General features: G+C 73.7%; 22 protein-coding genes and 1 pseudogene. 19 read left to right on the top strand and 4 right to left on the bottom strand.

Going from position 1 to position 22,538, the window contains the following annotated elements:
* Positions 1-25 precede the first annotated feature (25 nt).
* Positions 26-1,030: a cytochrome P450 gene (locus MF408_RS03260; protein WP_240250250.1), complete on the top strand. Its 1,005-nt coding sequence runs from the start codon at positions 26-28 to the stop codon at positions 1,028-1,030.
* Positions 1,027-2,310, top strand: a complete 1,284-nt coding sequence (locus tag MF408_RS03255; protein ID WP_240250249.1) for a thymidine phosphorylase — start codon at positions 1,027-1,029, stop codon at positions 2,308-2,310. The genes MF408_RS03260 and MF408_RS03255 overlap by 4 nt, the downstream gene beginning before the upstream one ends.
* Positions 2,311-2,361: 51 nt before the next feature.
* Here the strand turns inward: MF408_RS03255 and MF408_RS03250 are convergent, their stop codons facing one another.
* Positions 2,362-3,627: a hypothetical protein gene (locus MF408_RS03250; RefSeq protein WP_240250248.1), complete on the bottom strand. Its 1,266-nt coding sequence runs from the start codon at positions 3,625-3,627 to the stop codon at positions 2,362-2,364.
* A 131-nt stretch (positions 3,628-3,758) separates the two neighbouring features.
* Here MF408_RS03250 and MF408_RS03245 point away from each other — a divergent pair, with 131 nt between their 5' ends.
* Entirely contained in the window at positions 3,759-4,583 is an 825-nt protein-coding gene (locus MF408_RS03245) for a hypothetical protein (RefSeq protein ID WP_240250247.1), read from the top strand.
* Here the strand turns inward: MF408_RS03245 and MF408_RS03240 are convergent.
* Positions 4,514-4,843, bottom strand: a complete 330-nt coding sequence (locus MF408_RS03240; RefSeq protein ID WP_240250246.1) for a hypothetical protein — start codon at positions 4,841-4,843, stop codon at positions 4,514-4,516. The genes MF408_RS03245 and MF408_RS03240 overlap by 70 nt on opposite strands.
* 121 nt (positions 4,844-4,964) lie before the next feature.
* Here MF408_RS03240 and MF408_RS03235 point away from each other — a divergent pair, with 121 nt between their 5' ends.
* From MF408_RS03235 to MF408_RS03165, 15 genes and pseudogenes are all read left to right on the top strand, one after another.
* Positions 4,965-5,522, top strand: a complete 558-nt coding sequence (locus MF408_RS03235) for a hypothetical protein (protein WP_240250245.1) — start codon at positions 4,965-4,967, stop codon at positions 5,520-5,522.
* 173 nt (positions 5,523-5,695) lie between these two features.
* Positions 5,696-6,553: a hypothetical protein gene (locus tag MF408_RS03230; protein ID WP_240250244.1), complete on the top strand. Its 858-nt coding sequence runs from the start codon at positions 5,696-5,698 to the stop codon at positions 6,551-6,553.
* A gap of 75 nt (positions 6,554-6,628) precedes the next feature.
* Positions 6,629-8,800: an FtsK/SpoIIIE domain-containing protein gene (locus tag MF408_RS03225; protein ID WP_240250243.1), complete on the top strand. Its 2,172-nt coding sequence runs from the start codon at positions 6,629-6,631 to the stop codon at positions 8,798-8,800.
* 90 nt (positions 8,801-8,890) lie between these two features.
* Positions 8,891-9,523, top strand: a complete 633-nt coding sequence (locus MF408_RS03220; RefSeq protein ID WP_240250242.1) for an AAA family ATPase — start codon at positions 8,891-8,893, stop codon at positions 9,521-9,523.
* Positions 9,524-10,204: 681 nt separating this feature from the next.
* Positions 10,205-10,933: an SAF domain-containing protein gene (locus MF408_RS03215; RefSeq protein ID WP_240250241.1), complete on the top strand. Its 729-nt coding sequence runs from the start codon at positions 10,205-10,207 to the stop codon at positions 10,931-10,933.
* Positions 10,930-11,709, top strand: coding sequence for a hypothetical protein (locus MF408_RS03210; RefSeq protein WP_240250240.1), 780 nt, complete (start codon positions 10,930-10,932; stop codon positions 11,707-11,709). The genes MF408_RS03215 and MF408_RS03210 overlap by 4 nt, the downstream gene beginning before the upstream one ends.
* Entirely contained in the window at positions 11,709-13,034 is a 1,326-nt protein-coding gene (locus MF408_RS03205) for an ATPase, T2SS/T4P/T4SS family (RefSeq protein WP_240250239.1), read from the top strand. Before MF408_RS03210 ends, MF408_RS03205 begins: the two co-directional genes overlap by 1 nt.
* Positions 13,031-14,404 carry a hypothetical protein gene (locus tag MF408_RS03200; protein ID WP_240250238.1) on the top strand — a complete coding sequence of 458 codons (1,374 nt, stop codon included), beginning with the start codon at positions 13,031-13,033 and terminating at the stop codon, positions 14,402-14,404. Before MF408_RS03205 ends, MF408_RS03200 begins: the two co-directional genes overlap by 4 nt.
* Positions 14,356-14,820 carry a type II secretion system F family protein gene (locus MF408_RS03195; protein WP_240250237.1) on the top strand — a complete coding sequence of 155 codons (465 nt, stop codon included), beginning with the start codon at positions 14,356-14,358 and terminating at the stop codon, positions 14,818-14,820. The genes MF408_RS03200 and MF408_RS03195 overlap by 49 nt, the downstream gene beginning before the upstream one ends.
* Before the next feature lie 44 nt (positions 14,821-14,864).
* A complete protein-coding gene (locus tag MF408_RS03190) occupies positions 14,865-15,062 on the top strand; it encodes a DUF4244 domain-containing protein (RefSeq protein WP_240250236.1) in 198 nt (65 codons plus the stop codon).
* A complete protein-coding gene (locus MF408_RS03185; protein ID WP_240250235.1) occupies positions 15,059-15,448 on the top strand; it encodes a TadE family protein in 390 nt (129 codons plus the stop codon). Before MF408_RS03190 ends, MF408_RS03185 begins: the two co-directional genes overlap by 4 nt.
* Before the next feature lie 2 nt (positions 15,449-15,450).
* On the top strand, positions 15,451-15,858 hold the full coding sequence (locus MF408_RS03180) for a TadE family protein (protein ID WP_240250234.1): 408 nt from the start codon (positions 15,451-15,453) through the stop codon (positions 15,856-15,858).
* A complete protein-coding gene (locus MF408_RS03175) occupies positions 15,858-16,271 on the top strand; it encodes a pilus assembly protein TadG-related protein (RefSeq protein WP_240250233.1) in 414 nt (137 codons plus the stop codon). Before MF408_RS03180 ends, MF408_RS03175 begins: the two co-directional genes overlap by 1 nt.
* Positions 16,268-18,469 (top strand): hypothetical protein, encoded by a 2,202-nt coding sequence (locus MF408_RS03170; RefSeq protein ID WP_240250232.1) that lies wholly within the window; start codon positions 16,268-16,270, stop codon positions 18,467-18,469. Before MF408_RS03175 ends, MF408_RS03170 begins: the two co-directional genes overlap by 4 nt.
* Positions 18,358-18,888 (top strand): annotated as a pseudogene (locus tag MF408_RS03165) (BTAD domain-containing putative transcriptional regulator); the annotation flags it as partial. The gene MF408_RS03170 and the pseudogene MF408_RS03165, both read left to right, overlap by 112 nt.
* A gap of 43 nt (positions 18,889-18,931) precedes the next feature.
* Here the strand turns inward: MF408_RS03165 and MF408_RS03160 are convergent.
* A complete protein-coding gene (locus MF408_RS03160; protein WP_345893835.1) occupies positions 18,932-19,528 on the bottom strand; it encodes a MaoC family dehydratase in 597 nt (198 codons plus the stop codon).
* A gap of 60 nt (positions 19,529-19,588) precedes the next feature.
* Here MF408_RS03160 and MF408_RS03155 point away from each other — a divergent pair, with 60 nt between their 5' ends.
* Entirely contained in the window at positions 19,589-20,683 is a 1,095-nt protein-coding gene (locus MF408_RS03155; protein WP_240250231.1) for an adenosine deaminase, read from the top strand.
* A 15-nt stretch (positions 20,684-20,698) separates the two neighbouring features.
* Here MF408_RS03155 and MF408_RS03150 read toward each other — a convergent pair whose 3' ends face one another.
* The gene (locus tag MF408_RS03150) at positions 20,699-22,279 is read right to left on the bottom strand and encodes a hypothetical protein (protein ID WP_240250230.1); all 1,581 of its coding nucleotides are present in this window, start codon (positions 22,277-22,279) and stop codon (positions 20,699-20,701) included.
* Between the last annotated feature and the right edge of the window lie 259 nt (positions 22,280-22,538).

The raw sequence follows: 22,538 nt of genomic DNA, 5'->3' as shown, positions 1-22,538 counted from the left end.
TTCGGTCACGCCGCGGCCGGCGCCAGTGCTGCGCGAGCGGCGGCTGGGCCGGATCTGGCGCGACAAGGAGCCGGCCGACTACCTCGAGCCGTTCAACCTGCTCCACCGCAACCAGATGATGGAGAACGAGCCGCCGGTCCACACCCGGATGCGGCGCCAGGTGTCCGCGGCGTTCAACCGCGGCCACGTCGAGCGGCTCCGTCCCCGGGTCCGCGAGCTCGCGGCCCGGTTGCTCGACGAGGTCGACCCGTCCGGGTTCGACGTCATCGGGCAGTACGCCGAGCCGTTGCCGGTGCTGGTGATCGCCGAGCTGCTGGGGGTCCCGGCCGACCGGGCCGACGACCTGCGGCGCTGGTCGCAGGCCATCGTCCGGATGTACGAGGTCGCGCCGTCGGAGCAGGTGGTCGCCGAGGCCGTGGCCGCCGCCGACGCGTTCGCCGGCTACGTGCGCGAGCTGGTGGCCCGGCGCCGGGTCGAGCCCGGCGACGACCTCACGAGCGACCTGGTCGCGACCGACCTCTCCGAGGACGAGGTCGTCGCCACCGTCGTCCTGCTCCTCAACGCCGGGCACGAGGCGTCGGTCAACGTCTTCGGCAACGGGCTGGTCTCGCTGCTGCGCCGGGGCCTCCGGCCGGCTGCGGACGTCACCGTCACCGTGGAGGAGATGCTCCGGTTCGACTCCGCGCTGCAGCTCTTCGAGCGCACCGCCACCACGGACGTCGAGGTGGCCGGCGTGACGGTGCGGGAGGGGCAGAAGATCGCCGCGCTGCTCGGCGCCGCCAACCGCGACCCGGCCGTCTTCGATGCTCCTGACGAGATGCGCGTGGACCGCGACCCCAACCCGCACCTGGCGTTCGGCGCCGGGGTGCACTTCTGCCTCGGGGCGCCGCTGGCGCGGATGGAGCTGCACGAGTCGGTGACCGCCCTCTTCGACCGGTTCCCCGGTCTCGGGCTCGCCGGCGAGCCGGTGTCGCGCGGCACCTTCGTGTTGCGGGGCTTCGAGACCGTGCCCGTAGGGTGCGCGCCATGAGCCACGACGCGGTGGAAGTGATCAGCGCCAAGCGCGACGGCGGCACCCTCAGCCGCAGCCAGATCGACTGGGTCGTCGGCGCCTACACCCGCGGTGACGTGGCCGACGAGCAGATGTCGGCGCTGGCGATGGCGATCCTCCTCAACGGCATGGACCGGCGCGAGATCGCCGACTGGACCGCCGCGATGATCGCGTCCGGCGAGCGGATGGACTTCTCCGCGCTCTCCCGGCCGACGGCCGACAAGCACTCCACGGGCGGGGTGGGCGACAAGATCACGCTGCCGCTCGCACCGCTCGTCGCGGCGTGCGGCGTGGCGGTGCCGCAGCTCTCGGGTCGCGGTCTCGGACACACCGGCGGCACCCTCGACAAGCTCGAGTCGATCCCCGGCTGGCGAGCCACGCTGTCGACCGAGGAGGTCCTCGGGCAGCTGGAGTCGGTCGGCGCGGTCGTCTGCGCCGCGGGGGAGGGCCTGGCGCCCGCCGACCGCAAGCTCTACGCCCTGCGCGACGTCACCGGCACCGTCGAGGCGATCCCGCTGATCGCCTCCTCGATCATGAGCAAGAAGATCGCGGAGGGCACCGGCGCGCTGGTCCTCGACGTCAAGGTCGGCAGCGGTGCGTTCATGAAGGATCTCGCCAAGGCGCGCGAGCTGGCCGAGGTGATGGTCGCGCTCGGCAGCGACGCCGGCGTGCGGACGGTGGCTCTGCTCACCGACATGGACGTGCCGCTGGGCCGCACCGCGGGCAACGCGATCGAGGTCGCCGAGTCGGTCGAGGTGCTCGCCGGCGGCGGCCCGGCCGACGTGGTCGAGCTGACGCTGGCACTGGCCCGCGAGATGCTCGCCGCCGCCGGTCGCGACGACGTCGACCCCGCCGACCGGCTGGCCGACGGCTCCGCGATGGACGTCTGGCGGTCGATGATCGGCGCCCAGGGCGGCGACCCCGACGCGCCGCTGCCGACCGCGCGCGAGTCCCACGTCGTCACCGCGCCGAGCGACGGGGTGCTGACCCGGCTCGACGCGCTGGCGGTCGGCACCGCGGCCTGGCGGCTCGGCGCCGGCCGGGCCCGCAAGGAGGACCCGGTGCAGGCGGGAGCGGGCGTCGTGTGGCACGCCCGGCCCGGCGACGAGGTCACCGCAGGTCAACCGCTGCTCACCCTCCACACCGACACCCCGGAACGGTTCGAGCGCGCCCTGGCCGCGCTCGAGGGCGGCTTCCGCGTCGACCCGCCGGGCACGGCGTACGACGCGCGGCCGCTGGTGATCGACCGGGTCGGCTGACCCCGGCCCGGCCCTACCCGGCCTACCCGGCTGTGGGCGAGCCGGACCGCGTCACTCCTCGTCCCTGCTCTCGTCGATGAGGACGACGTAGTCGTTGATGTCGTCGTAGAGGTCGGTGCCCTCGGCCTTCTGCTCCTGGAAGAAGTCGATGATCGCCTCCGGGTCGTCGGCGTCGCCGCGTCCGGTCCGCTCGAGCCACCCCTCGAACTCCGGCGGCACGCCGTGGATCTTGACGTAGAGGGCGAAGCCGAGCAGGTTGTGCTGCGCGTTGTCGCCCATCGCCTCGTCCCAGCTGGCGTCCTCCTTCTCCAGCCGCTCCATCTCGGAGAGGAGGGCGTTGAAGACACCCATCACCGGGCCGGTCAGCGGGTGCTTGACGCCGGCGCTGATGCCGCTCTCGACGATGCTCTTCAGCACGCCGTCGAGCTTGATCTGGTTGCCGAGGAGCTCCTCGGTGCGCAGCATGTAGCCGATCATCTCGGCGATCGCGTCCGGGTTGTCGCCGGCCTCGACCCGCGTCTCGATGATCTGGTTCATCAGCTCCTCGGCGTCGGCGTCGACCGTCCGCAGCGCGTCGGTGAGGCCGCGGTGGCTGACGCCGTCCTCCATCACGTCCTCGAGGTACCAGCGCAGCATCTCGGGATCGGTGACGACGTCCTCGAGGTGCTCGCGGTAGTGGTCCCAGTACAGCGGGCTGTGCGGGAAGTGCGCGTACTCCAGCAGGTCCTCGATCTCCCGGCTCGGGTACCGCGCGCCCTCGGTGCCCGCCACCTCGTTGCCGCGGTCGCGGTAGGCCTGGAGCGTCTCGCCGTAGAGGTCGGCCTTCACCTGCCACTCCTCGTCGTTGAGCGTCCCGCCGTCGGTCTGGATCGTGAGCAGGCGCTGGAGCACCTCGTCGCGCTGCTCCTCGTCGAAGTGGGTGAAGACGTCGGCCAGGTCGGAGCCGGAGCTGCGCTCGTCCCACTGCTCGAGGAGCGACGTCGCCTCGAGGTCGTAGACGTAGTGGAAGATGTGCGGCACGAGCGACGCGCCGCCGAGGCCGGCCGGAGGGCCGTTGTAGACCTCGCTGAAGTAGGCGATGGCGATCGCGTTGGTGCGTCCGCCGGCGTTGTCGGAGCCGGCGATGATCGCCCAGATGCGCGCGGAGTAGTCGTTCTCCATGAAGTCGTCGGCGAAGCGGGCGAAGGCCGGGTCGTCGAGCGACTCGATGCCGGCGGCGATGGTGTCGTTGAACGGGAGCAGGTCCTCCTGGATCCCCTCGACCGACGCGTAGCCGCGGTCGATGACGCCCTCGATCTGGTTGTAGAGCTCGAGCACGCCGTCGGGGCCGAGGACGTCGACCAGCTGGCCGGGGTAGTAGGGGTCGTCGGGTGCTCTCCGATCGCGGCTAGCGCCTCGTTGATCGCCTCCTCGTCGCCGTCCTCGAGGGCCTCCTGCAGGTCCTCGAGGTGCTCCTCCGCGCGGTCCCGTGCCTCCCGCCGCTTCCGCTCGTCGTAGGCCTCCTGCTGGTCCCGGACGTACTGCCCGGCCAGCGCCAGCGCGTCGAGGACGGAGGCGTCCGCGGTCAGCGGCCGCTCCGGGTAGCGCCCGTGGTTCCGGTAGTCGTCGAGCGCCGATGCGGGTACGTCGACCGGCGTGTGGGTGACCAGCGCGTTCCCGAGCGTCCGGGTCTTGCGCCGCAGCTCGTCCTTGAGGTCCTGGAAGTCCGCGTCGATGGCGGCACGGGTGGTCTCCCGGGCGTCGGCGGCGTCGGAGCGCGCGCCCGCGCGGATGTCGGCGTACTCCTCCCGGATCGCCTGGTTGACCGGCGGCTGACCCGGCTCGGTGCGGGTGCCCCGCTCGTAGGCGTTGTCGGCGGCGGTGACCGCCGTGTCGTAGGCGTCGTCGGCGTCCCGCCAGCGCCGGTTGAGGTCGGGCAGGTCGGTGTCGAGGGCGGTGCGGTAGCGGTTCTCCAGCGTCTGGATGGCGTCGGCGATGTCGTCGAGGTCGCTCGCCATCGGGTTCTTCATGACCCGGCCGAGCCCGGTCATCTCGCTCTTGATCGAGACCGCGGCGTCACCCGTCCACTGGTCGCCGATCTCACCGGGCGTCCCACCCACGGTGGTGCCCTTGGTGGTCAGGTGGTCGCTGAGCTTCCCGAACCACTCCCGGGCGTACTTGAGGCCGTCCGGGTCGATGTCGAGCGTGTAGTGGTCGTCGCCCATCAGTACATCCCTCGGTTGCGTGGCGGCGCGGCGGTGGAGGTGCCGGACAGGTCGAACTGCCAGGAGTAGTCCTGGTCGATCGCCGTGAGGTCGACGTGGAGGGCGTTGGTGTTGCCTGCGATCAGCCCCGCGCTGGTGGTGCCGGTCTCGAGCACGGTCCGCCAGCCGATCCGCATGGTGTCGCAGCCGGTCGCCACCTCGTCGGAGAACTCGCCGCACGCCGACTCCAGGTGGCTGACCTGCGCGCCGAACAGCGGCGCGGTCTCGTCGAACTCGTTGCTGAGGTTGTCGAACCGGTCCTTGACGCGGGCAGCGACCTCAGCGCTCATCCGGATGGCCATGCCTGCGCCTTTCCCGCTGCTGCCGGGGTCAAACGTGTGGGCACGCGGTTGCCCGGGAAGTCCTCCCTAGGATGTCGGGACGGCGCTGCCGTCGACGGAAGGGATCCCGGTGCGATTCAGCCTCAGCCTCGCCAACGGCGCCACGGGTGCGCGGTGCGACGTGCTCGTCGACGCCGACCCGGAGACCGAGGTGGCCGAGCTGCTGCCGCGGTTGCTGGCGGCCACCGGCGGCGAGATGCACCCGGCCTTCGCCCGGCAGGTCGCGGTGTGGGTCGACGGACGGCGCGTCGACGTCGGCTGGACGCTGCGCCAGGCGGGCGTCCGTCCCGGGTGCGTCGTCGCCCTGCACGAGCCGGACGGCTACGACGCGGCGCTGCCGCACGGCGTGGTGGAGCTGCGGGTGGTCTCGGGCCCGGGCGCGGGGCGGGTCCACCGGTTCGGCATCGGTGAGCACCAGGTCGGCAACGGGGCGGCCGGCATGTCGCTGCCCGACCTGTTCCTCCCCCGCCGACGCGCTCGTCATCCGGGTGACGACCGACGCCGAGGTCGAGGTCGTCGCCCACGCCCTCGACGTACGGATCGACGGTCGCGACCCGTTCGGGCCCGACCCGGAGAACGACGAGGAGGACGCCGCCGCGGTGGAGCTGCTCCCCCGACGAGGCGCTGACCCGTCGCGAGCGCCGCCGCCGGAAGCGGTCCCGGCGGCGGGAGCGGCGAGCGGCACGGAGGGCCGAGCGCCGCGGCGTCCGGCCGGCCGAGCCGGATCCGGAGCCGCGCGACCTGGTCTGGGCCGAGGGCGCCGACCTGCGGATCGGCGAGACCCTCCTGCAGTGGCGGCGGGTGTGGCAGCCCGACGCCGACACCAGCCCCAGCGACGACGTGCTCGGCATCGACTTCAACCGGCCGCCGCGGCTGCTGCGGCCCGAGCGGGAGAACGCGTTCGTGCTGCCGGCCGAGCCGGTCAAGCCGCGGCGGCAGACCGTGCCGTGGCCGATCGTCATCGCGCCGCTCTTCATGGCCGTCCCGATGTGCCTGGTCTTCGACAACTGGCGCTTCATGATGTTCGCGGTGCTGTCACCGTTCCTCGCGATCTTCAACCTGATCTCGCAGCGCAGCGGCGCCGCCCGCACCTACCGCGAGCAGATGATCGAGTTCCGGTCGGACACGTTCTCGGTGCGGCGCCGGATCGCACGGGCGCAGCGGCTCTTCCGGGAGGACCTGCGCGCCGACCGGCCCGACCCGGCGCGCGTCCTCCTCGACGCCGTGGGGCCGGGCCACGAGCTGTGGATGCGGCGGCGCTCCGACCCCGACTACCTCACCCTGCGCGTCGGCGTCGCCGACCGGCCGTCGCCGATCACGATCACCGACCGCGCACGCAAGGAGACCGAGGAGCCGCCGGAGCCGGACGTGATCGGCGACGTCCCGGTCGCCATCTCGATGCGGGACGTCCCTGTCATCGGCCTCTGCGGCGAGCAGGCAGGGGTCGACTCGCTCGCCCGGTGGCTGCTCGGGCAGGCGGCGGTGCTGCACGCGCCCGGCGACCTCGACCTGGTCGTGCTGACCGGCGCGGAGCGCGAGCAGCAGTGGGGCTGGCTGCGCTGGCTCCCGCACTGCCGCCGGCCGGGGAGCCGGTCGGCGCCACGCTCGGCACCGACCAGGACTCCGTCGCCCGCCGGCTGGCCGAGCTCGGCCAGCTGATCGCCGACCGGTCCGGCGACGAGCACCGGGTCGCGCTGCCCGGCGACCAGACGCCGCGCCCCCGACGTGCTGGTGGTGCTCGACGGCGCGCGGCGGCTGCGCGCGCTGCCCGGCATCGTCGGCGTGCTGCGCGACGGCCCCGCCGTCGGCGTCCGGGTGGTCTGCCTCGACGAGGACCAGCGGTCGCTGCCCGAGGAGTGCCGTGCCGTCCTCGACGTCCGCGAGGGGCTCGTCGAGCTGCGCCGCACCGGCTCCGAAGCGGTCGCCAGGATCCGCCCCGACCTCGTCGAGCCGGCCTGGGCGACCCGGCTCGGCCGCGCGCTGGCCCCCGTCCGCGACACCACGCCGGACGTCGAGGTGTCCGGCCTGCCGTCCTCGGCCCGCCTGCTCGACTGCATCGGGCTCGCCGACCCGACGCCGGAGCTCGTCGCCCGGCGGTGGGGGCCGGAGGCGCGCACCGACGTCGTCATCGGGGTCGGCTTCGACGGTCCGTTCCGGCTCGACGTACGCCGCGACGGCCCGCACGCGCTCGTCGCCGGCACCACCGGCTCGGGCAAGTCCGAGCTGCTGCAGACGATCGTCGCCTCGCTGGCGGTGGCGAACAGCCCGGAGCAGATGACGTTCGTGCTCGTGGACTACAAGGGCGGGTCGGCGTTCAAGGACTGCGCGCGGCTGCCGCACACCGTCGGCATGGTGACCGACCTCGACACCCACCTGGTCGCCCGGGCGCTCACCTCGCTGGGGGCCGAGCTGCGCAGGCGCGAGCACCTCCTCGCGGGTCCCGGCGCCAAGGACCTCGAGGACTACTGGGCGTTGCAGCGGCGCGACCCCACGCTGCCCACCATCCCGCGGCTGGCGATCGTGATCGACGAGTTCGCGAGTCTCAAGGCGGAGCTGCCCGACTTCGTGACCGGGCTCGTCACCATCGCCCAGCGCGGCCGGTCGCTCGGCATCCACCTGGTGCTGGCCACCCAGCGGCCCTCGGGCGTGATCTCCAACGACATCCGCGCCAACACCAACCTGCGGATCGCGCTCCGGGTGACCGACGAGTCGGAGTCGAAGGACGTCATCGACGCGCCCGACTCCGCGACGATCGGCGCCGACCAGCCCGGACGCGGCTACGCGCGGCTGGGGCACTCGTCCCTGCTGCCGTTCCAGGCCGGCCGCGTCGGCGGTGCGCGACCGGGGGCGGTCGTGGCAGCGGAGGCGGAGCGCGAGGAGCCGCTGGTGTGGCCGGTCGGCTGGACCGTGGTCGGCCACCCCGCGCCCGCCCGGCCGAAGAAGGAGGGCAAGCAGACCGACGAGGGCGACACCGACCTCTCCGTCCTCGTCGACGCGGTCCGCGGCGCCACCCGGCTGCGCGGGATCACGGAGCAGCACTCGCCCTGGCTGCCCGAGCTTCCCACCCCGGTCGGGCTGGCGCGGCTGCGCGAGCTCGCGGGCACGCCCGACGACGACCGGGTGGTGGGCTGGGGGGCGCCCTGGGCGCTGGAGGACCACCCCGCCGACCAGGCCCAGCGGCCCCGGGAGTTCGTCCTCGGCGGGTCCGGCCACCTCTACGTCGTCGGCGGGCCGCGGTCGGGACGCTCGACGGCGCTGCGCACGATCGCGGCCGGGCTCGCCGAGGTGACCCGCTCCCGCGACCTCCACCTCTACGGCCTCGACTGCGGCAACGGCGCGCTGCTGCCCCCTGACCGCGCTGCCGCACACCGGCGCGGTCGTGCAGCGCACCGAGGTCGAGCGCGCGAGCCGGCTCCTGGAACGGCTCGGCGAGGAGGTCAAGCGACGCCAGGACGTGCTCGGCCGGTCCGGGTTCGCCGACATCGACGAGCAGCGGCGGGCCGTGCCGGCCGACGAGCGGCTGCCCTACGTCGTGCTGCTGCTCGACCGCTGGGAGGGCTTCGTCTCCGACCTGTCCGAGGTCGACGTGGGCCGCCTCAACGACCGGATGCTGGGGCTGCTCCGGGAGGGCGCCAGCGTCGGCGTCCAGGTCATGGTGTCGGGCGACCGTTCGCTGCTCTCCGGCCGGGTGGCCTCCCCTCGTCGAGCACAAGCTGCTGCTCCGCCTGCCCGACCGCAGCGACTACACGAGCGGCGGCCTCAAGGCCAAGGACGTGCCCGAGCACCTCGCCGACGGCCGCGGGCTGTGGGCGGACTCGGGGATCGAGGCCCAGGTCGCCGTCCTCGGCGACGACGTCGCCGGCGCCGCGCAGAGCGCGTACGTCCGCGAGCTGGGCGCCAAGCTGACCGCGGCCGAGGAGGCGGACGCTCCGGTCCCGCCGGCGCAGGTCCCGTTCCGGCTGGCGGCGCTGCCGGCCGAGGGTCGCCGCCGCCGAAGTGCTCGCCGACCCGGCCCCGTTGCGGCCGGCCCTGGTGCCGCTGGCGATCGGCGGAGACCGGCTCGAGCTGGTCGCGGTGGACGCGACCACACCGGTCCTGGTCGTGGGGCCGCCCTCCAGCGGCCGCACCAACGCGCTGCGCTTCGTGGCGCGGTGGGCGCGTGGGCAGGGCCGGCAGATCCTGGGGTTCACCCCGACCGCCAACGCCCTCTCCGACGACCTCGGCGACGACGCCCTGGTCGGCGTGGACCACGCCCAGGAGGCGGTCGTGGAGCGGCTGCGTGCCCTCCAGAACGGCTCCCTGGTGCTGATCGACGACGGCGAGCGGCTCAAGGAGGGTCCGCTGGCGCCGGTGATGGGCGCCCTCGTGCGGCAGGCGCGCGACCGCGGGTTCAACGTGGTGCTGGGTGGCGGGGTCAGCGAGCTCAGCGCGGGCTTCTCCGGGTGGGTGGTCGAGGCCCGGGCCGGGCGCAAGGGCCTGCTGCTGTCGCCGCAGGAGCCGCTCCAGGGCGACGTGTTCGGTGGCCGGGTGTCGCGGACCTCGCTGGTGGCCCGGGTGCAGCCCGGCCGCGGCGTCGTGTTCCCGGGCAACGGCGAGCAGGTGGGCGTCCAGGTGCCGCTCGTCGACTGAGGTGCCCCTGCACGACGACGGCTCTGCACGACGACGGCCCGGCACCGAGGTGGTGCCGGGCCGTGGGGTGCGGCGGGTCGTCCGCCGCGGACGGGCTCAGAGCTTGATGGTGAACGCCTGGTCGACCTCCGAGAACGCGGAGGACGCCTTGCCGAGGTAGGTCACGAACTCGTCGATGACCGCGAACAGGTCGCCGGACTCCTTCTGCCAGCGGGAGTAGATCTCCCTGGAACGACGTACCGGAGAGACCCTTGAAGGCGCCGGAGTCGTAGAGGCTCTGGATCTGGCCGCTGGTGGTCTGCACGGCGTTCTCGAGCTCGTTCTTGAGGTCGCCGAGGTTCTTGGCCTGAGCCTCGATGGTTCCGTGGTCGATGGAGATGCTGCCGTCGGGTCCAGCCATGTCGAACTCCTGTAGGTGAGATGTAAACCCTGACGGGACCGGCCTACCCGCCCCCGATACCCCGAAACATCGGGACCCGGGAAATCGGCTCGACGGTCCCGGCCGGCTGCCGCCGGCCCGTGGTCGTCGCCTTGCATCCACCCGGCCGGTCTGACCATGCTGGGCGTCGCCGCGCACCCCTCGTCCCCGCGGGCGGACGAGTGACGGAAGATGGTGTCCGGCCAGGCGTGACTCCGGACGACATGGGGTAGGAAGAGGCCGTTCCGGCTTCAGGAGGACATGTGAGCACCGACATCAGCGGCAACCTCGCCGACCGACAGCGCTCCCGGGCGGCCCGCGCGGCCGGAGGCCCGGCGGGCCGGCAGCAGGTCAGCCCGCCCCGGCAGCGGCGCCCTGCGCTGGCGGCGCTCGCGCTGCTGCTCATCGTCGGCGGCGCCCTCGTCGCCGGTCTGCTCGCGGTCCGGATGGACAGCCGGGTGCCGGTGCTCGTCGCCGCCCGCGACATCGAGGCCGGCGCCGAGATCACCGCCGACGACCTCGAGGTGGCGCAGGTCGCCAGCGAGGGCCTGGACCTGATCGGCGAGGAGTACGCCGACCAGGTGGTCGGTGCCTACGCCGCCAGCAGCATCTCCGCCAACACGCTCCTCGACGAGCGGATGGTGACCACCGAGGACCCGATCGACGCGGAGAAGGCGGTCGTGTCGGTGCCGCTCGACCCGTCCCGCTCCGCCGCCGGCAAGGTCCGGCCCGGCGACCTCGTCCAGCTGTGGCGGGCGAGCAAGACCACCGGGGCCGGTTCGAAGCCGCAGTTCATCGGCACGGCGTACGTCCTGTCGATCGAGCGGGCCGAGGACGAGGAGTTCGTCTCCGACCGGGTGTCGTCGGCCTACCTGCTGGTGCCGGCCGAGGTCTCGGGCGACGTCATCGCCGCCGCCAGCGCCGGCGAGGCGGGCGTCGCGATCGTCGCCTCCGGGCAGGACCCCGACGTCGAGCTCGAGGTGGGCGAGTGACGGTCTTCGCCCTCGCCTCCGCGAAGGGGTCGCCCGGCGTGTCGACCGTGGCCGCCGCCCTCGCGGCCACCTGGCCCGCGCCGGTCGTGCTGGCCGACGTCGACCCCGCCGGGGGCGACGTCCTGTGGCGCAACCGCACCGTGGCGGGTGGCCCGCTCGACCCCGACCGCGGCCTGCTGTCGCTCGGGGCCGCGGTGCGCCGGGGCGTCTCCGAGACCGACCTCGCCGAGCACCTGCAGCAGACGGCGACGGGTGCCGACGTGCTGGTCGGCCTCACCGCCCCCGAGCAGGGCGGCGGCCTGGGCGGCGCCTGGGGCCAGCTCCCCGCCGTGTTCCGGCAGCACCGCACCGACGTGCTGGCCGACTGCGGGCGGCTCGTGCCCGGGACCTCCTCGATGCCGGTGCTGACCGGCGCCGACGCCGTCGTGATGGTGACCCGGCCCGACATCTCCGGCGTCGCCCACCTCCGCGAGCGGCTGCGGTCGCTGCGGCAGCCGCTCGGCCTGGGCAGCCCGGGCGGCACGCCGGTCGGCGTGGTGGTGACGACGTCCTACCGCGACACCCGCAGCCCCGCCGACCTGCAACAGCTGCTCGACGCCGACGGCCTGCACGTCGTCGTGCTGGGCATCGCGGCCGACGACGACAAGGGGGCCGCCGTGCTGGCGGGGGAGCGGGCGGGGCAGTTCCGCCGCACGCTGCTCGGCAGGTCCGGGCTCCAGCTCGCCCAGCGGCTGGCCGCCGGCATCCGCACGACCGACGCGGCAGGAGGCAGGTGATGGCCGTGATCGACCAGCAGCTGGTGCGCGGCCTGCGCGAGCAGGTCGCCGACATCATCTCCCGCCAGCGGCGCGAGGACGCCGACAACAACCTGCCGCCGATGTCGGCGGAGGACGAGCGGCAGTTCGCGCGCGCGGTGATCGGCCGGGTGCTCGACCAGTACGCCCGCGAGGAGGTCCGCTCGGGCCGGACGCCGCCGACCCCCGACGAGGAGACCAGCCTCGCCGAGGGCATCCACGCGGCGCTCTTCGGCGTCGGCCGGCTGCAGCCGCTGCTCGACGACCCCGAGGTCGAGAACATCGACATCAACGGCTGCGACAACGTCTTCATCGGCTACGCCGACGGCCGGGAGGAGCGCGGCGGCCCGGTGGCCGACTCCGACGACGAGCTGATCGAGCTGGTGCAGACGCTCGGTGCCTACTCCGGGCTGACCAGCCGCCCCTTCGACACCGCCAACCCGCAGCTCGACATCCGGCTGCCCGACGGTTCTCGGCTCTCCGCGGTGATGGGCGTCTGCCAGCGGCCGTCGGTCTCCATCCGCCGGGCGCGGCTCTCGCGGGTCTCGCTCGACACGCTGGTCGACTACGGCACGCTCACCCCGGACCTCGCGGCGTTCCTGTCCGCGGCGGTGCGGGCACGCAAGAACATCATGATCGCCGGCGCCACCAACGCCGGGAAGACGACGCTGCTGCGGGCGCTCGCCAACGAGATCGACCCGTCCGAGCGGCTGATCACGGTGGAGCGGGCGCTCGAGCTCGGCCTGGGGGAGTTCCCCGACCTCCACCCCAACGTCGTCGCGTTCGAGGAGCGGCTGCCCAACTCCGAGGGCACCGGGGCGATCGCGATGGCCGAGCTGGTGCGGCGCTCGCTGCGGATGAACCCCAGCCGAGTGATCGTCGGCGAGGTGCTCGGCGACGAGATCGTCACGATGCTCAACGCGATGAGCCAGGGCAACGACGGCTCGTTGTCGACCATCCACGCCAACTCCTCGGCCGAGGTCTTCAACCGGATCTGCACCTACGCCATCCAGAGCGCCGAGCGGCTGCCCGCCGAGGCGACGATGATGCTCATCGGCGGCGCGATCGACTTCGTGATCTTCATCGAGCGCGTCAACCAGTTCGCCGAGGGCGGCACGCTGCGCCGGATGGTGACGTCGGTCCGCGAGGTCAACGGCGTCGACGGTCGCGTGCTCTCCAGCGAGGTGTTCGCGCAGGGGCCGGAGGGCGTGGCGGTGCCCGCCGCGGCGATCTCGTGCCTCGACGAGCTCGAGGCGGCCGGCTACGTCCCGGGCGCCGCCTCGCCGTGGGTGGAGCGGGTGGGATGACCCTCTCCCCGACCCTGCTGCTGATCGTCCTCCTCGGCGCCGTCGTCGGGGCCGGCCTGGTGCTGCTCGTGCGCGCCGTGGTCGGCGTCGAGGTCGACGACCGGGTCGCGAGCGCGCCGTCGTCGCTGACCGCCCGGCTGCAGGCGTCGGGCCGGATGGTCCCGTTCGCCGTCCTCGCCTTCCTGCTCGTGCTGCTGCTCACCCGCTGGCTGGTGCTCGCCGTGGCGTGCGGCCTGCTCGTGCTGTTCTGGGACCGGCTGTTCGGCGGTGCCCGGGCGGCGCGCCAGGGCATCGCGCGGATCGAGGGGCTCGCGGCGTGGACCGAGTCGCTGCGCGACACCGTGGCGGGCGCGGTCGGTCTCGAGCAGGCGATCCCCCGCGACGGCGTACGCCGCGTCGCCGGCGATCCAGAAGGAGCTCACCGTCCTCTCCGACCGGCTGCGGGTGCGGATGCCGCTGCCCGAGGCGCTCAAGCGGTTCGCCGAGGACCTCGACGACCCGGGCGCCGACCTGATCATCGCGGCGCTGATCCTCAACGCCCGGCTCCGCGGCCCGGGCCTCCGCGACGTGCTCGGCTCGTTGGCCCGGTCGGCGCGGCTCGAGCTCGAGATGCGGCAGCGCGTCAACGCCAGCCGCGCGTCGACGCGGCGCAGCGTGCAGATCGTGGTCGGCGTGACCGTCCTCGTCGTGGTGGGCCTGGCGCTCTTCAACCGCGACTACGTCGAGCCCTACGGCACGCCGGTCGGCCAGCTGGTGCTGGTCTTCATCCTGGGCATCTTCACCCTCGGCATCCTCTGGCTGCGGGCGCTCGCCAAGGACGACGCCCCCCGAGCGGTTCCTCCACTTCCAGCGGACGGAGGCGGCGCGATGACGCTGACGCTGGTGATGCTCGCCGGCGCCCTCGCCGGCGCCGGTGCCCTGCTCCTTGCCTGGGTGGTCATGCAGCCGCGGCCCTCCGGCCCGGTGGCGCTGGCGCTGCTCGACGCGCGGCTGGCCCGCGGCCGTCGCGAGGCGGTGCTGACCGCCGACCGCCGGCACTTGGAGGAGTCGCCCCGGGCCCGGCGCCTCGGCGCCCGGATCGGCGAGCTCGTCGACGCCCAGGGGTGGAAGCTGCCCCGGGGCCTCGAGGCCGACCTCGGCATGGTCGGCCAGTCCCGCGAGATGTTCTTCGCCCGGATGGTCGGCGGCGCGCTGCTCGGCGCCGTGCTCCCCAACGCCGCGCTGCTCCCGTTCGCGCTGTTCGGCTACGTCGGCCTGACGATCCCGCTGTGGCTGGTGCTGATCGGCGCGGTCGTCGGCCTCCCTGCTCACCTACTTCGGCGTGCGCCAGAAGGCCGACGACCGGCGCCGCGCGTTCCGGCACATGGTGAGTGCCTTCCTCGACCTGGTCGCGATGAACCTGGCCGGTGGCCGCGGCGTGCCCGAGGCGCTGCAGGCCGCGTCGAGCATCAGCGACAGCTGGGGCATGCTGCGGATCCGCGACACCCTCGAGGCCGCCAAGCTGCAGGGCATCACGCCGTGGGCGGCGCTCGGGCAGCTCGGCGACGAGGTCGACGTCGACGAGCTGCGCGACCTCGCCGCCGCGCTCGCGCTGGTCGCCGAGGACGGTGCCAAGGTGCGCGAGTCGCTGACCGCCCGCGCCGCGTCGATGCGGCACCGCGAGCTCGCCGACGCCGAGGCCAAGGCGGAGACCCGCTCGCAGTCGATGCTCGTCGCCCAGCTGCTGATGTGCCTCGGCTTCCTGATCTTCCTCGTCTACCCCTCCGCCGCCCGGCTCCTGGCATAGCCCGCGAGGCGCCGGGGAACGCTCCCACCGATGAAAGGAACCAGATGATGACTCCCGAGCTGCAGTACGCGGTGATCCTGCTCCGCGGCCACCTCGCCCGGGCCAAGGACGACGAGCGGGGGGTGTCCGCCGTCGAGTGGGTCATCATCACGGTCGCGGTGGCGGCGATCGCACTGGCGCTGGTCGCCGTGATCAGGTCCGCTGTCGAGGACAAGTCGAGCCAGATCAACCTGAACGAATGACCCGCCTCCGGGCCCGCCGCCGTGACGACGAGAGCGGCGCCAGCAGTGTGGAGCTGGTGCTGTTCATGCCGCTGCTCGTCTTCATCATCTTCCTCGTCGTGCAGTTCGCGCTGGTCTGGTTCGGCAACCAGGCCGCCAACTCGGTGGCGAGGGAGACGGCGCGGATCGCCCGGATCCACCAGGACCAGGGGCTGGCCCTGCAGGCGGGGCAGCGGCTCGCCGACCAGGTCGGGCCGGGGGTGCTCGAGGACGTCGACATCGACATCCAGATCACCGGCGACACCGTGCGGGTCACGGTGACCGGCCGGGCCCAGGAGCTCTCACCGATCGGTGTGCCCCGGGTCCGCGAGACGGTCGAGGGCCCGATCGAGGAGTTCGAGGAGTGAGCGTGCGGACGCGCGACGAGCGAGGCTCGATGGCGGTCGAGGTGGTGATCCTCGTGCCGGTGCTGATGATGATGTCGGTCCTCGTCGTCGCCGCCGGTCGCTACGTCGCCGTCGAGGGCGACATCGACGCCGCCGTCCGCGACGCCGCCCGGGCCGCGTCCCTCCAGGACACCCGCGGCGAGGCGGAGGCCGCGGCTCGTGCCGCGGTCACCGCGTCGCTCGACGACGACTACTGCGGCGCAATGCACTTCGGCGGCGACTGGCGGCCCGGCGGTCAGGTGACGATCCGGCTCGACTGCACCGTCTCCTACGAGGGGCTCGGCCTGATCGGGCTGCCGGGCAGCACCGGCATCACCGCCGAGAGCACCGTGCCGCTCGACCCCTACCGGCAGCTGGGGGAGGTCGAGTGATGCGGGTCCGCGCCGCTCGCGACGACCGAGGGGCCACCTCGGCCTTCGTCGTCGGTGTGGCCGTCGTGCTGGTCGTGCTGGCCGGGCTCGTCGCCGATGGCGGCGGCGCGCTCAACGCCCGGATGCGGCTGGCCGACGACCTCGAGAGCGCCGCGATCGCCGGGGCGCAGGCGACCGACGAGGAGCACCTGCGCGCGACCGGCGAGCTGCGGATCGACCCGGTCGAGGCCGAGCAGCGGATCCGCGACCACCTCGCCGGCAAGGGCTACGAGTCGATCGTCTACGACCTGACGCAGGACGGCGTGCTGGTGCGGGCGCGGCTGGTGGTCAGGACCAAGACCCTGAACCTGATCGGAATCCCAGAGTTCACGCTCGAAGCGAGCGCGACCGCGAACACGGAGACCCTGCAATGAGCCTCACCGACCAGCCCGGCAGCGCGCAGCGCGGACCCGAGCGGTTCACCGCCCCCGCGCCGGTGAAGGAGAAGACGTCGCCACTCGCGGTTGTCGGGGCGGTGCTCGCCCTCGCGGTGCTGCTGGTCGGCGTGCCGGCCGGGCTGTGGTTGTGGCAGGGCCCGCCGCCGTACCCGACCGGCCTGCCGTCGCGCGACGACCTCACCCAGCCGCTCACCTTCGACGCCCTGGTCGTCGTGCTGCTGGTCGTGGTCTGGCTGGCGTGGTTGCAGTTCGCGGTTTGTGTCGTCGTCGAGGCGGTGGCGCTCCTGCGCGGCGGCGGCCTGCCCCGGCCGGTGCCGCTCTCCGGGCGCTCCCAGGCCCTGGCGCGGGCACTGGTCGGCACCGTGCTCGTCGGGTCCTCGGTGCTCGGCAGCGCCGGCGCGGCGTCCGCAGACGACGGTGCGGCGGGCCGCGACCGCAACCCGGTGGTCGCCACGACCGCGGCGATCGAGGACGTCGCCCGGCAGTCGCAGGCCGCCGAGGAGGCGACCGGCGACCGGAAGAGCGCCGTCCCCTCCGGCCCGGCCGCGTCGGTCGCCGGCGTCGTCAGCGGCGTGCAGGACGCCGTCGGGCAGACCGCCGACGACTTCCTCGGCCGCAAGGTCGTCGTGGTGCAGCCGCCGCAGGGCCGCTACCACCACAACCTGTGGGACATCGCGGAGCAGCACCTCGGCGACGGGCGACGCTGGAAGGAGATCTACGAGCTCAACAAGGGGCGGCCCCAGCCCGACGGCGGCGAGCTCGTCATCGGCCGGCTGATCCAGCCGGGGTGGATCCTCGTGCTCCCCGACGACGCGGTCGGCGCGGAGCGGATGAGCCGGCAGGATCCGGACCGGACGGAGCGGCAGGAGCAGGTCCGGGAGGCCGCGGAGCGTCGGGCCGACCGCGCGGACGACCGGGGCCCGGGGACCGAGGCCGTGGTGGCGGACGCGCCGGTGCAGGGGCTGGCGGGCGACCTCCTCGGCGGCGGCCTGCTCGCCGCCACCCTGGCCGGCGCGCTGCTCGCCGAACGGCGCCGGCGCCGCGGCCTCGACCTCGCCGACGACGAGGTCGACACCGAGGTCGCGCTGCTGGTGGGCGCCGACCTCGAGCGCGCGGAGCGGGTCGACCGCGCCCTGCGCCGGCTCGCCGTCAGCGCCCGCGCCGAGGGCGTTCCGCTGCCGCCGGTCTACGCGCTCACCGTCGACGACGACGCGATCGAGCTGCGGATCGCCCCCGCCGCCCCGACCGCCCCCACCCCGTGGACGCCGCTGAAGGACGGCCGCCGGTGGCGGCTCGACCGCGACGCGGCCGCGGCCGACGACGGACCGCTCGGCAACGCGCCGTACCCCGGCCTCGTGTGCATCGGCCGCGACGCCGACGACGCCGACGTGCTCATCGACCTCGAGGCGGTGGGCGGTCCGGCGTCGATCACCGGCTCCCCACGCCGTGGCTCGCGAGGTGCTCTCCGCGATCGCCGTGCAGCTGGTGACCGCCCCGTGGGCCGACGAGCAGAAGGTGCACGGCTACGACCTGTCGCCGGTGCTCCGCGACGTCTCCGACGGCAGCCTCTCGCTCGTCGACGACCTGGCCGCCCTGGTGGCCGGGTTCGAGAGCGGGCGCCCCGACCGCAGCGGGCCCGACGTCCTCTCCGGTCGCGCCGGCCGGCGGCCGGGGATCACCCCGCAGTACCTCCTGCTCGGGTCCGCGCCCGACCAGGAGGTCGTCGAGCGGCTGCAGCCGATGACCCGCACCGGCGACCGCGGGCTCGGCGTCGTGGCTGCCGCGACCCTGCCGGGCACCCGCTGGCAGCTGACCGTCGACGACGCCGGCCACCTCGAGCTGCCGCTGCTCGACGTCGCCGTGACCGCCGTGCGGCTCACCGAGCGCACTGCCGCCCAGCTGGCCGGGATCTTCGCCAAGGCGCGCGAGCAGCGCACGCCGGCCACCGGCTCCGGCGTCGCCGTGCCGCGATCGCCGCGGCCCGGCGACGACGCGCAGTGGGCCTCCCGCGCCGGTCCGCGTCGGCGTCCTCGGACCGCTCGAGACGCGGGTGCCGGGCCAGATGGACCGGGAGCGGCTCGCGCTCGCCACCGAGGTCGCGACCTTCCTCGCCCTGCAGACCGGGCCCGTGCACCCCAACGTGCTCGCCGCCTCCATCTGGCCGCGCGGCGTGACCACCGAGGTCCGCGACGCCACCGTGGCGCGGGTGCGTGACTGGCTCGGTCACGCCGTCGACGGCAGCTACCTGCTGCGCGAGACCGACGAGGGCCGGCTGTTCCTCGCCGACGAGGTCGCCGTCGACTGGCACGCGTTCTGCACGCTCGTCCACCGGTCCCGCGACGCAGCCCCGCAGACCGAGCGCGAGCTGCTCCGCCGCGCGCTGCAGCTGGTGCGGGGGCCGTTCCTCGACGACCGCACGGCCGGGCGCTACTCCTGGCTCGCCCGCACCCGGCTCGACTCCACGGTCGCCGACACCGTCGAGGCCGCCGCCCACCGGCTGGTCGAGCTGTCGACCACCGACGACCCCGACGGAGCGGCCGCCGCCGCACGCGCCGGGCTCCGGGCGGTGCCCGGCTCCCAGCTGCTGTGGCGCGACCTGCTCCGGGTGGAGGACGACGGCCCGGGCGGGCCCGGCGTCACCGCGGCGACCGACGAGATGCTCCTCGCGCTCTCCGAGCGCGGCGCCGACCTGGAGCCCGAGACCGAGGCACTCGTCGAGGAGCTGATGCCGGGCTCGCGCCGGGCACCGGGAGCCTGACGCTCCGACCCTTACGGGTCAGGCGGGGGAGCAGCAGCACGACCGTCTCGGCGACGCAGGCCGGCTTGTCCTGGCCGTCGATCTCGACCGTGTGCCGCAGGGTGAGCTGCTTGCCGGCGGGCACGTCGGTCACGCCCGCGACCGCGACCCGGCAGCGGATCCGCGAGCCCACGACCACCGGGGTGGGGAAGCGGACCTTGTTGACGCCGTAGTTGAGCCTCGCTCCGGGCGTCTCCAGCGAGAAGACCTGGCTGCCCAGCCAGGGCACGAGCGACAGCGTCAGGTAGCCGTGGGCGATGGTGCCGCCGAACGGGCCGTCCTTCGCCCGCTCGACGTCGACGTGGATCCACTGGTGGTCGCCGGTCGCGTCGGCGAACCGGTCGACGCGCTCCTGGTCGATCGTCACCCAATCGCTCGTGCCCAGCTCCTCCCCGGCAGCCGCCTCGATCTCCTCGAACGTCGAGAACACCCTCATCCGTCACGTCTCCTTCGTGCGTCGACCGCCCAGCCAGGGCGTCCCTGGAAGAATGCAGTCATGGAACCTACACGCGCGCCCTCGACCGAGCTGCTGCGGGAAGCGCCGAAGGTCCTCCTCCACGACCACCTCGACGGCGGACTGCGCCCCGCGACGGTCGTCGAGCTCGCCGCCGAGGTGGGGCACGAGCTGCCGACCACCGACGCCGACGAGCTCGACACCTGGTTCGCCGAGTCGGCCGACTCGGGCTCGCTGGTGCGCTACCTCGAGACGTTCGCCCACACCGTCGGCGTGATGCAGACCGCCGCGGCGATCACCCGGGTCGCCCGCGAGTGCGTCGAGGACCTCGCCGCCGACGGCGTCGTCTACGCCGAGATCCGCTACGCCCCCGAGCTCCACGTCCAGCTCGGCCTCGAGCTCGACCAGGTCGTCGCCGCGGTCCAGGAGGGCTTCGCGCAGGGCGTCGACGCGAGTGGCGGGCGGATCGTCGTCCGCCACCTGCTCACCGCGATGCGGCAGGCTGCCCGCTCGAAGGAGATCGCTGAGCTCGCGATCGCCTGGCGGGACCGCGGCGTCGCCGGGTTCGACATCGCCGGTCCGGAGGCGGGCTACCCGCCGACCCGCTTCCTCGACGCGTTCGAGTTCGTGCGCCGCGAGAACGGCCACATCACCATCCACGCCGGCGAGGCCTTCGGGCTGCCGTCGATCTGGGAGGCCGTGCAGTGGTGCGGCGCCGACCGGCTCGGCCACGGCGTGCGGATCGTCGACGACATCGAGGTGGGCGACGACGGCACCGCGCGGCTCGGCCGGCTGGCGTCGTACGTCCGCGACAAGCGGATCCCGCTCGAGATGTGCCCCTCGTCCAACGTGCAGACCGGTGCCGCCGCCTCGATCGACGAGCACCCGATCAAGCTGCTCGCCGACCTGCGGTTCCGCGTGACCGTCAACACCGACAACCGGCTGATGAGCCGCACGTCGCTGACCAACGAGTTCGCGCTGCTGCGCGACGCGTTCGGCTACGACCTCGACAAGGTCGAGTGGTTCAGCGTCAACGCGATGAAGTCGTCGTTCCTGCCCTACGACGAGCGCTACCGGCTGATCATGGACGTGATCAAGCCGTGGTACGCCGAGCAGCGGGCGTCGGGTCGACGCTGAACCGTCCGCAGGCGCTCAGCGCTTGATCTTGCGGCCCTTGCTGGCCTTGGTGACCGCCGGATAGCCCGGCTTCGTCACGGTCACGCGGACCTTGAGGACCTTGCGGCGATCGACCTTGCGGACCTGGTAGCGCGCCTTGGTGGCGCCGCGGACCAGCTTCCCGTTGCGGAGCCACTGGTAGCGGACCTTGACCGGCCTCGGCCCCCAACCGGGGGTGCGTGCGGTGAGCCGCTTGCCGACCCGCGCCTTCCCGACGACCGCGACCTTGCCCTGCTGGAGGGTCCGCGCGACGGTCGTCGCGGCCGAGGTGGTGACGTGCTCGGTCCACCAGCCGGGGCGGCTGATCGTCAGGTGGACGCTCAGCTGCTTGTCCTCGTCGGCGCGTCGCACCTGGTAGCGGCTCGCGGTCGCGCCCTCGATCGGCGCCCCGTCCCGCAGCCACTGGTAGCGCGCCGTCGCCTCCGGGTCGGCGATGAGGCCCGTGGGCGCCGCCAGGAACCGTCCGGCCTCCGCCCGGCCGGTCGGGGCCGGCGCCTCAGGCAGCTGCTCGACGGGGCGGCTGCCGGCGACCTGCACCTGGACCCGCTGGAAGGTGTCGGTCCCGCCGTCGTAGTTGCCCTCGGGATCGGTCTCGTGGATCCGCAGCCGGGCGTCGATGCGAGCACCGGCATGGGCGGCGGAGACCTGGAACGTCGACGTCTCGGAGTCGTACGCCGTGGCGGCCGGCTGCGGCACGCCGTCGACGTACCACGTCAGCTCGCTCCTCGTCCCCGCAGGCAGGCCGAAGCTCGCGGTGAGCGTCGAGCCGGGCTCCGCAGCGCCGCTCACCGTCAGCGGCGCGGTTGCCGGCACGCGGTCGGTGCCGACCTGCGACAAGGGCGTCGGGAGAGTGACCGGCTTGTAGCCGGGACGGCTGGCGGTCACCCGGGCGAAGACCCAGGCCCCCGTCAGCTCCGCCGTGGGGATGAACGTCGCCGAGGTCGCGCCGGGGATCGGCTCGGCGAGCGAGCCGTCACGCTGCGCCATCCACTGGTACCTGAACGCGGCGTTCGTCGGCTGCCACAGCTCCTGCCCGACGACGGTGAGCGGCTCACCGGGCAGGTAGGTGCCGACGACGAACGGGTTGACCGCCGCCATGCCGAAGCCCTGCTCCGGCAGGGTGACCGGGAGCGTCGCGGAGGGTTCGTCCGCGGGCGGGCTCCAGGTCTCCGCCGTCTCGTGCGAGTCGGCGTCACGCCAGCAGGTGTCGCGGTGGCGGACCTCGGGCTGCCAGAGGGTCACCTGCTCGCCGTCGCTCGCGTCGAAGTCCACGTCGTAGTAGGAGTCGGAGAAGCAGATGCGGTACTGCCCGCCGACCTCCACCCCGTCGTAGGTGAAGCGGCCCTCGCTGTCGGTGAGCTTCGGCCCGAACTGGAGCGTCGTCCACTCACCGCCCTCCCAGGTGTAGAGCTCCCAGTGGACGTTGGGGAGCGGCTTCCCCGTGGGGTCGAGGGCGATACCGGTGACGCTGCTGTCGTCGGCCCGCGCCGGTGAGGCGCCGATCGGGACGAGGAGCAGAGCCAGGGCGACGACGAGGAGGGAGCGGAGCAGTCGCATGCGGAGGAACCTATCGGCCGGGTTCGGCCGTGGAATCGACGCCCTCGGTGGTCGGTGTAGCCGGAGCCTGCGTCCTCGGTGACCGAGGAACGACGAGCAACGCGGTCACCCACCGCGGTGGTCGCGGCGGTTGGCTGGTTGCTCCGACCGGGTGCCAGGTGGCTTGGGGTCGACGTTCTGTGGTTGGGGTCGAGACGGGAACGACGAGGGGTTGCGCGTCGCTGTCGGCTGGCGGCGTCGGAGGTGGCAGAGGGGTGTT

This window comes from Nocardioides sp. TF02-7 (assembly GCF_022437945.1).
Lineage (GTDB): Bacteria > Actinomycetota > Actinomycetes > Propionibacteriales > Nocardioidaceae > Nocardioides.
The sequence above is the reverse complement of the archived record's forward strand: the minus strand, read 5'-3'. Positions and strand labels throughout refer to the sequence as shown.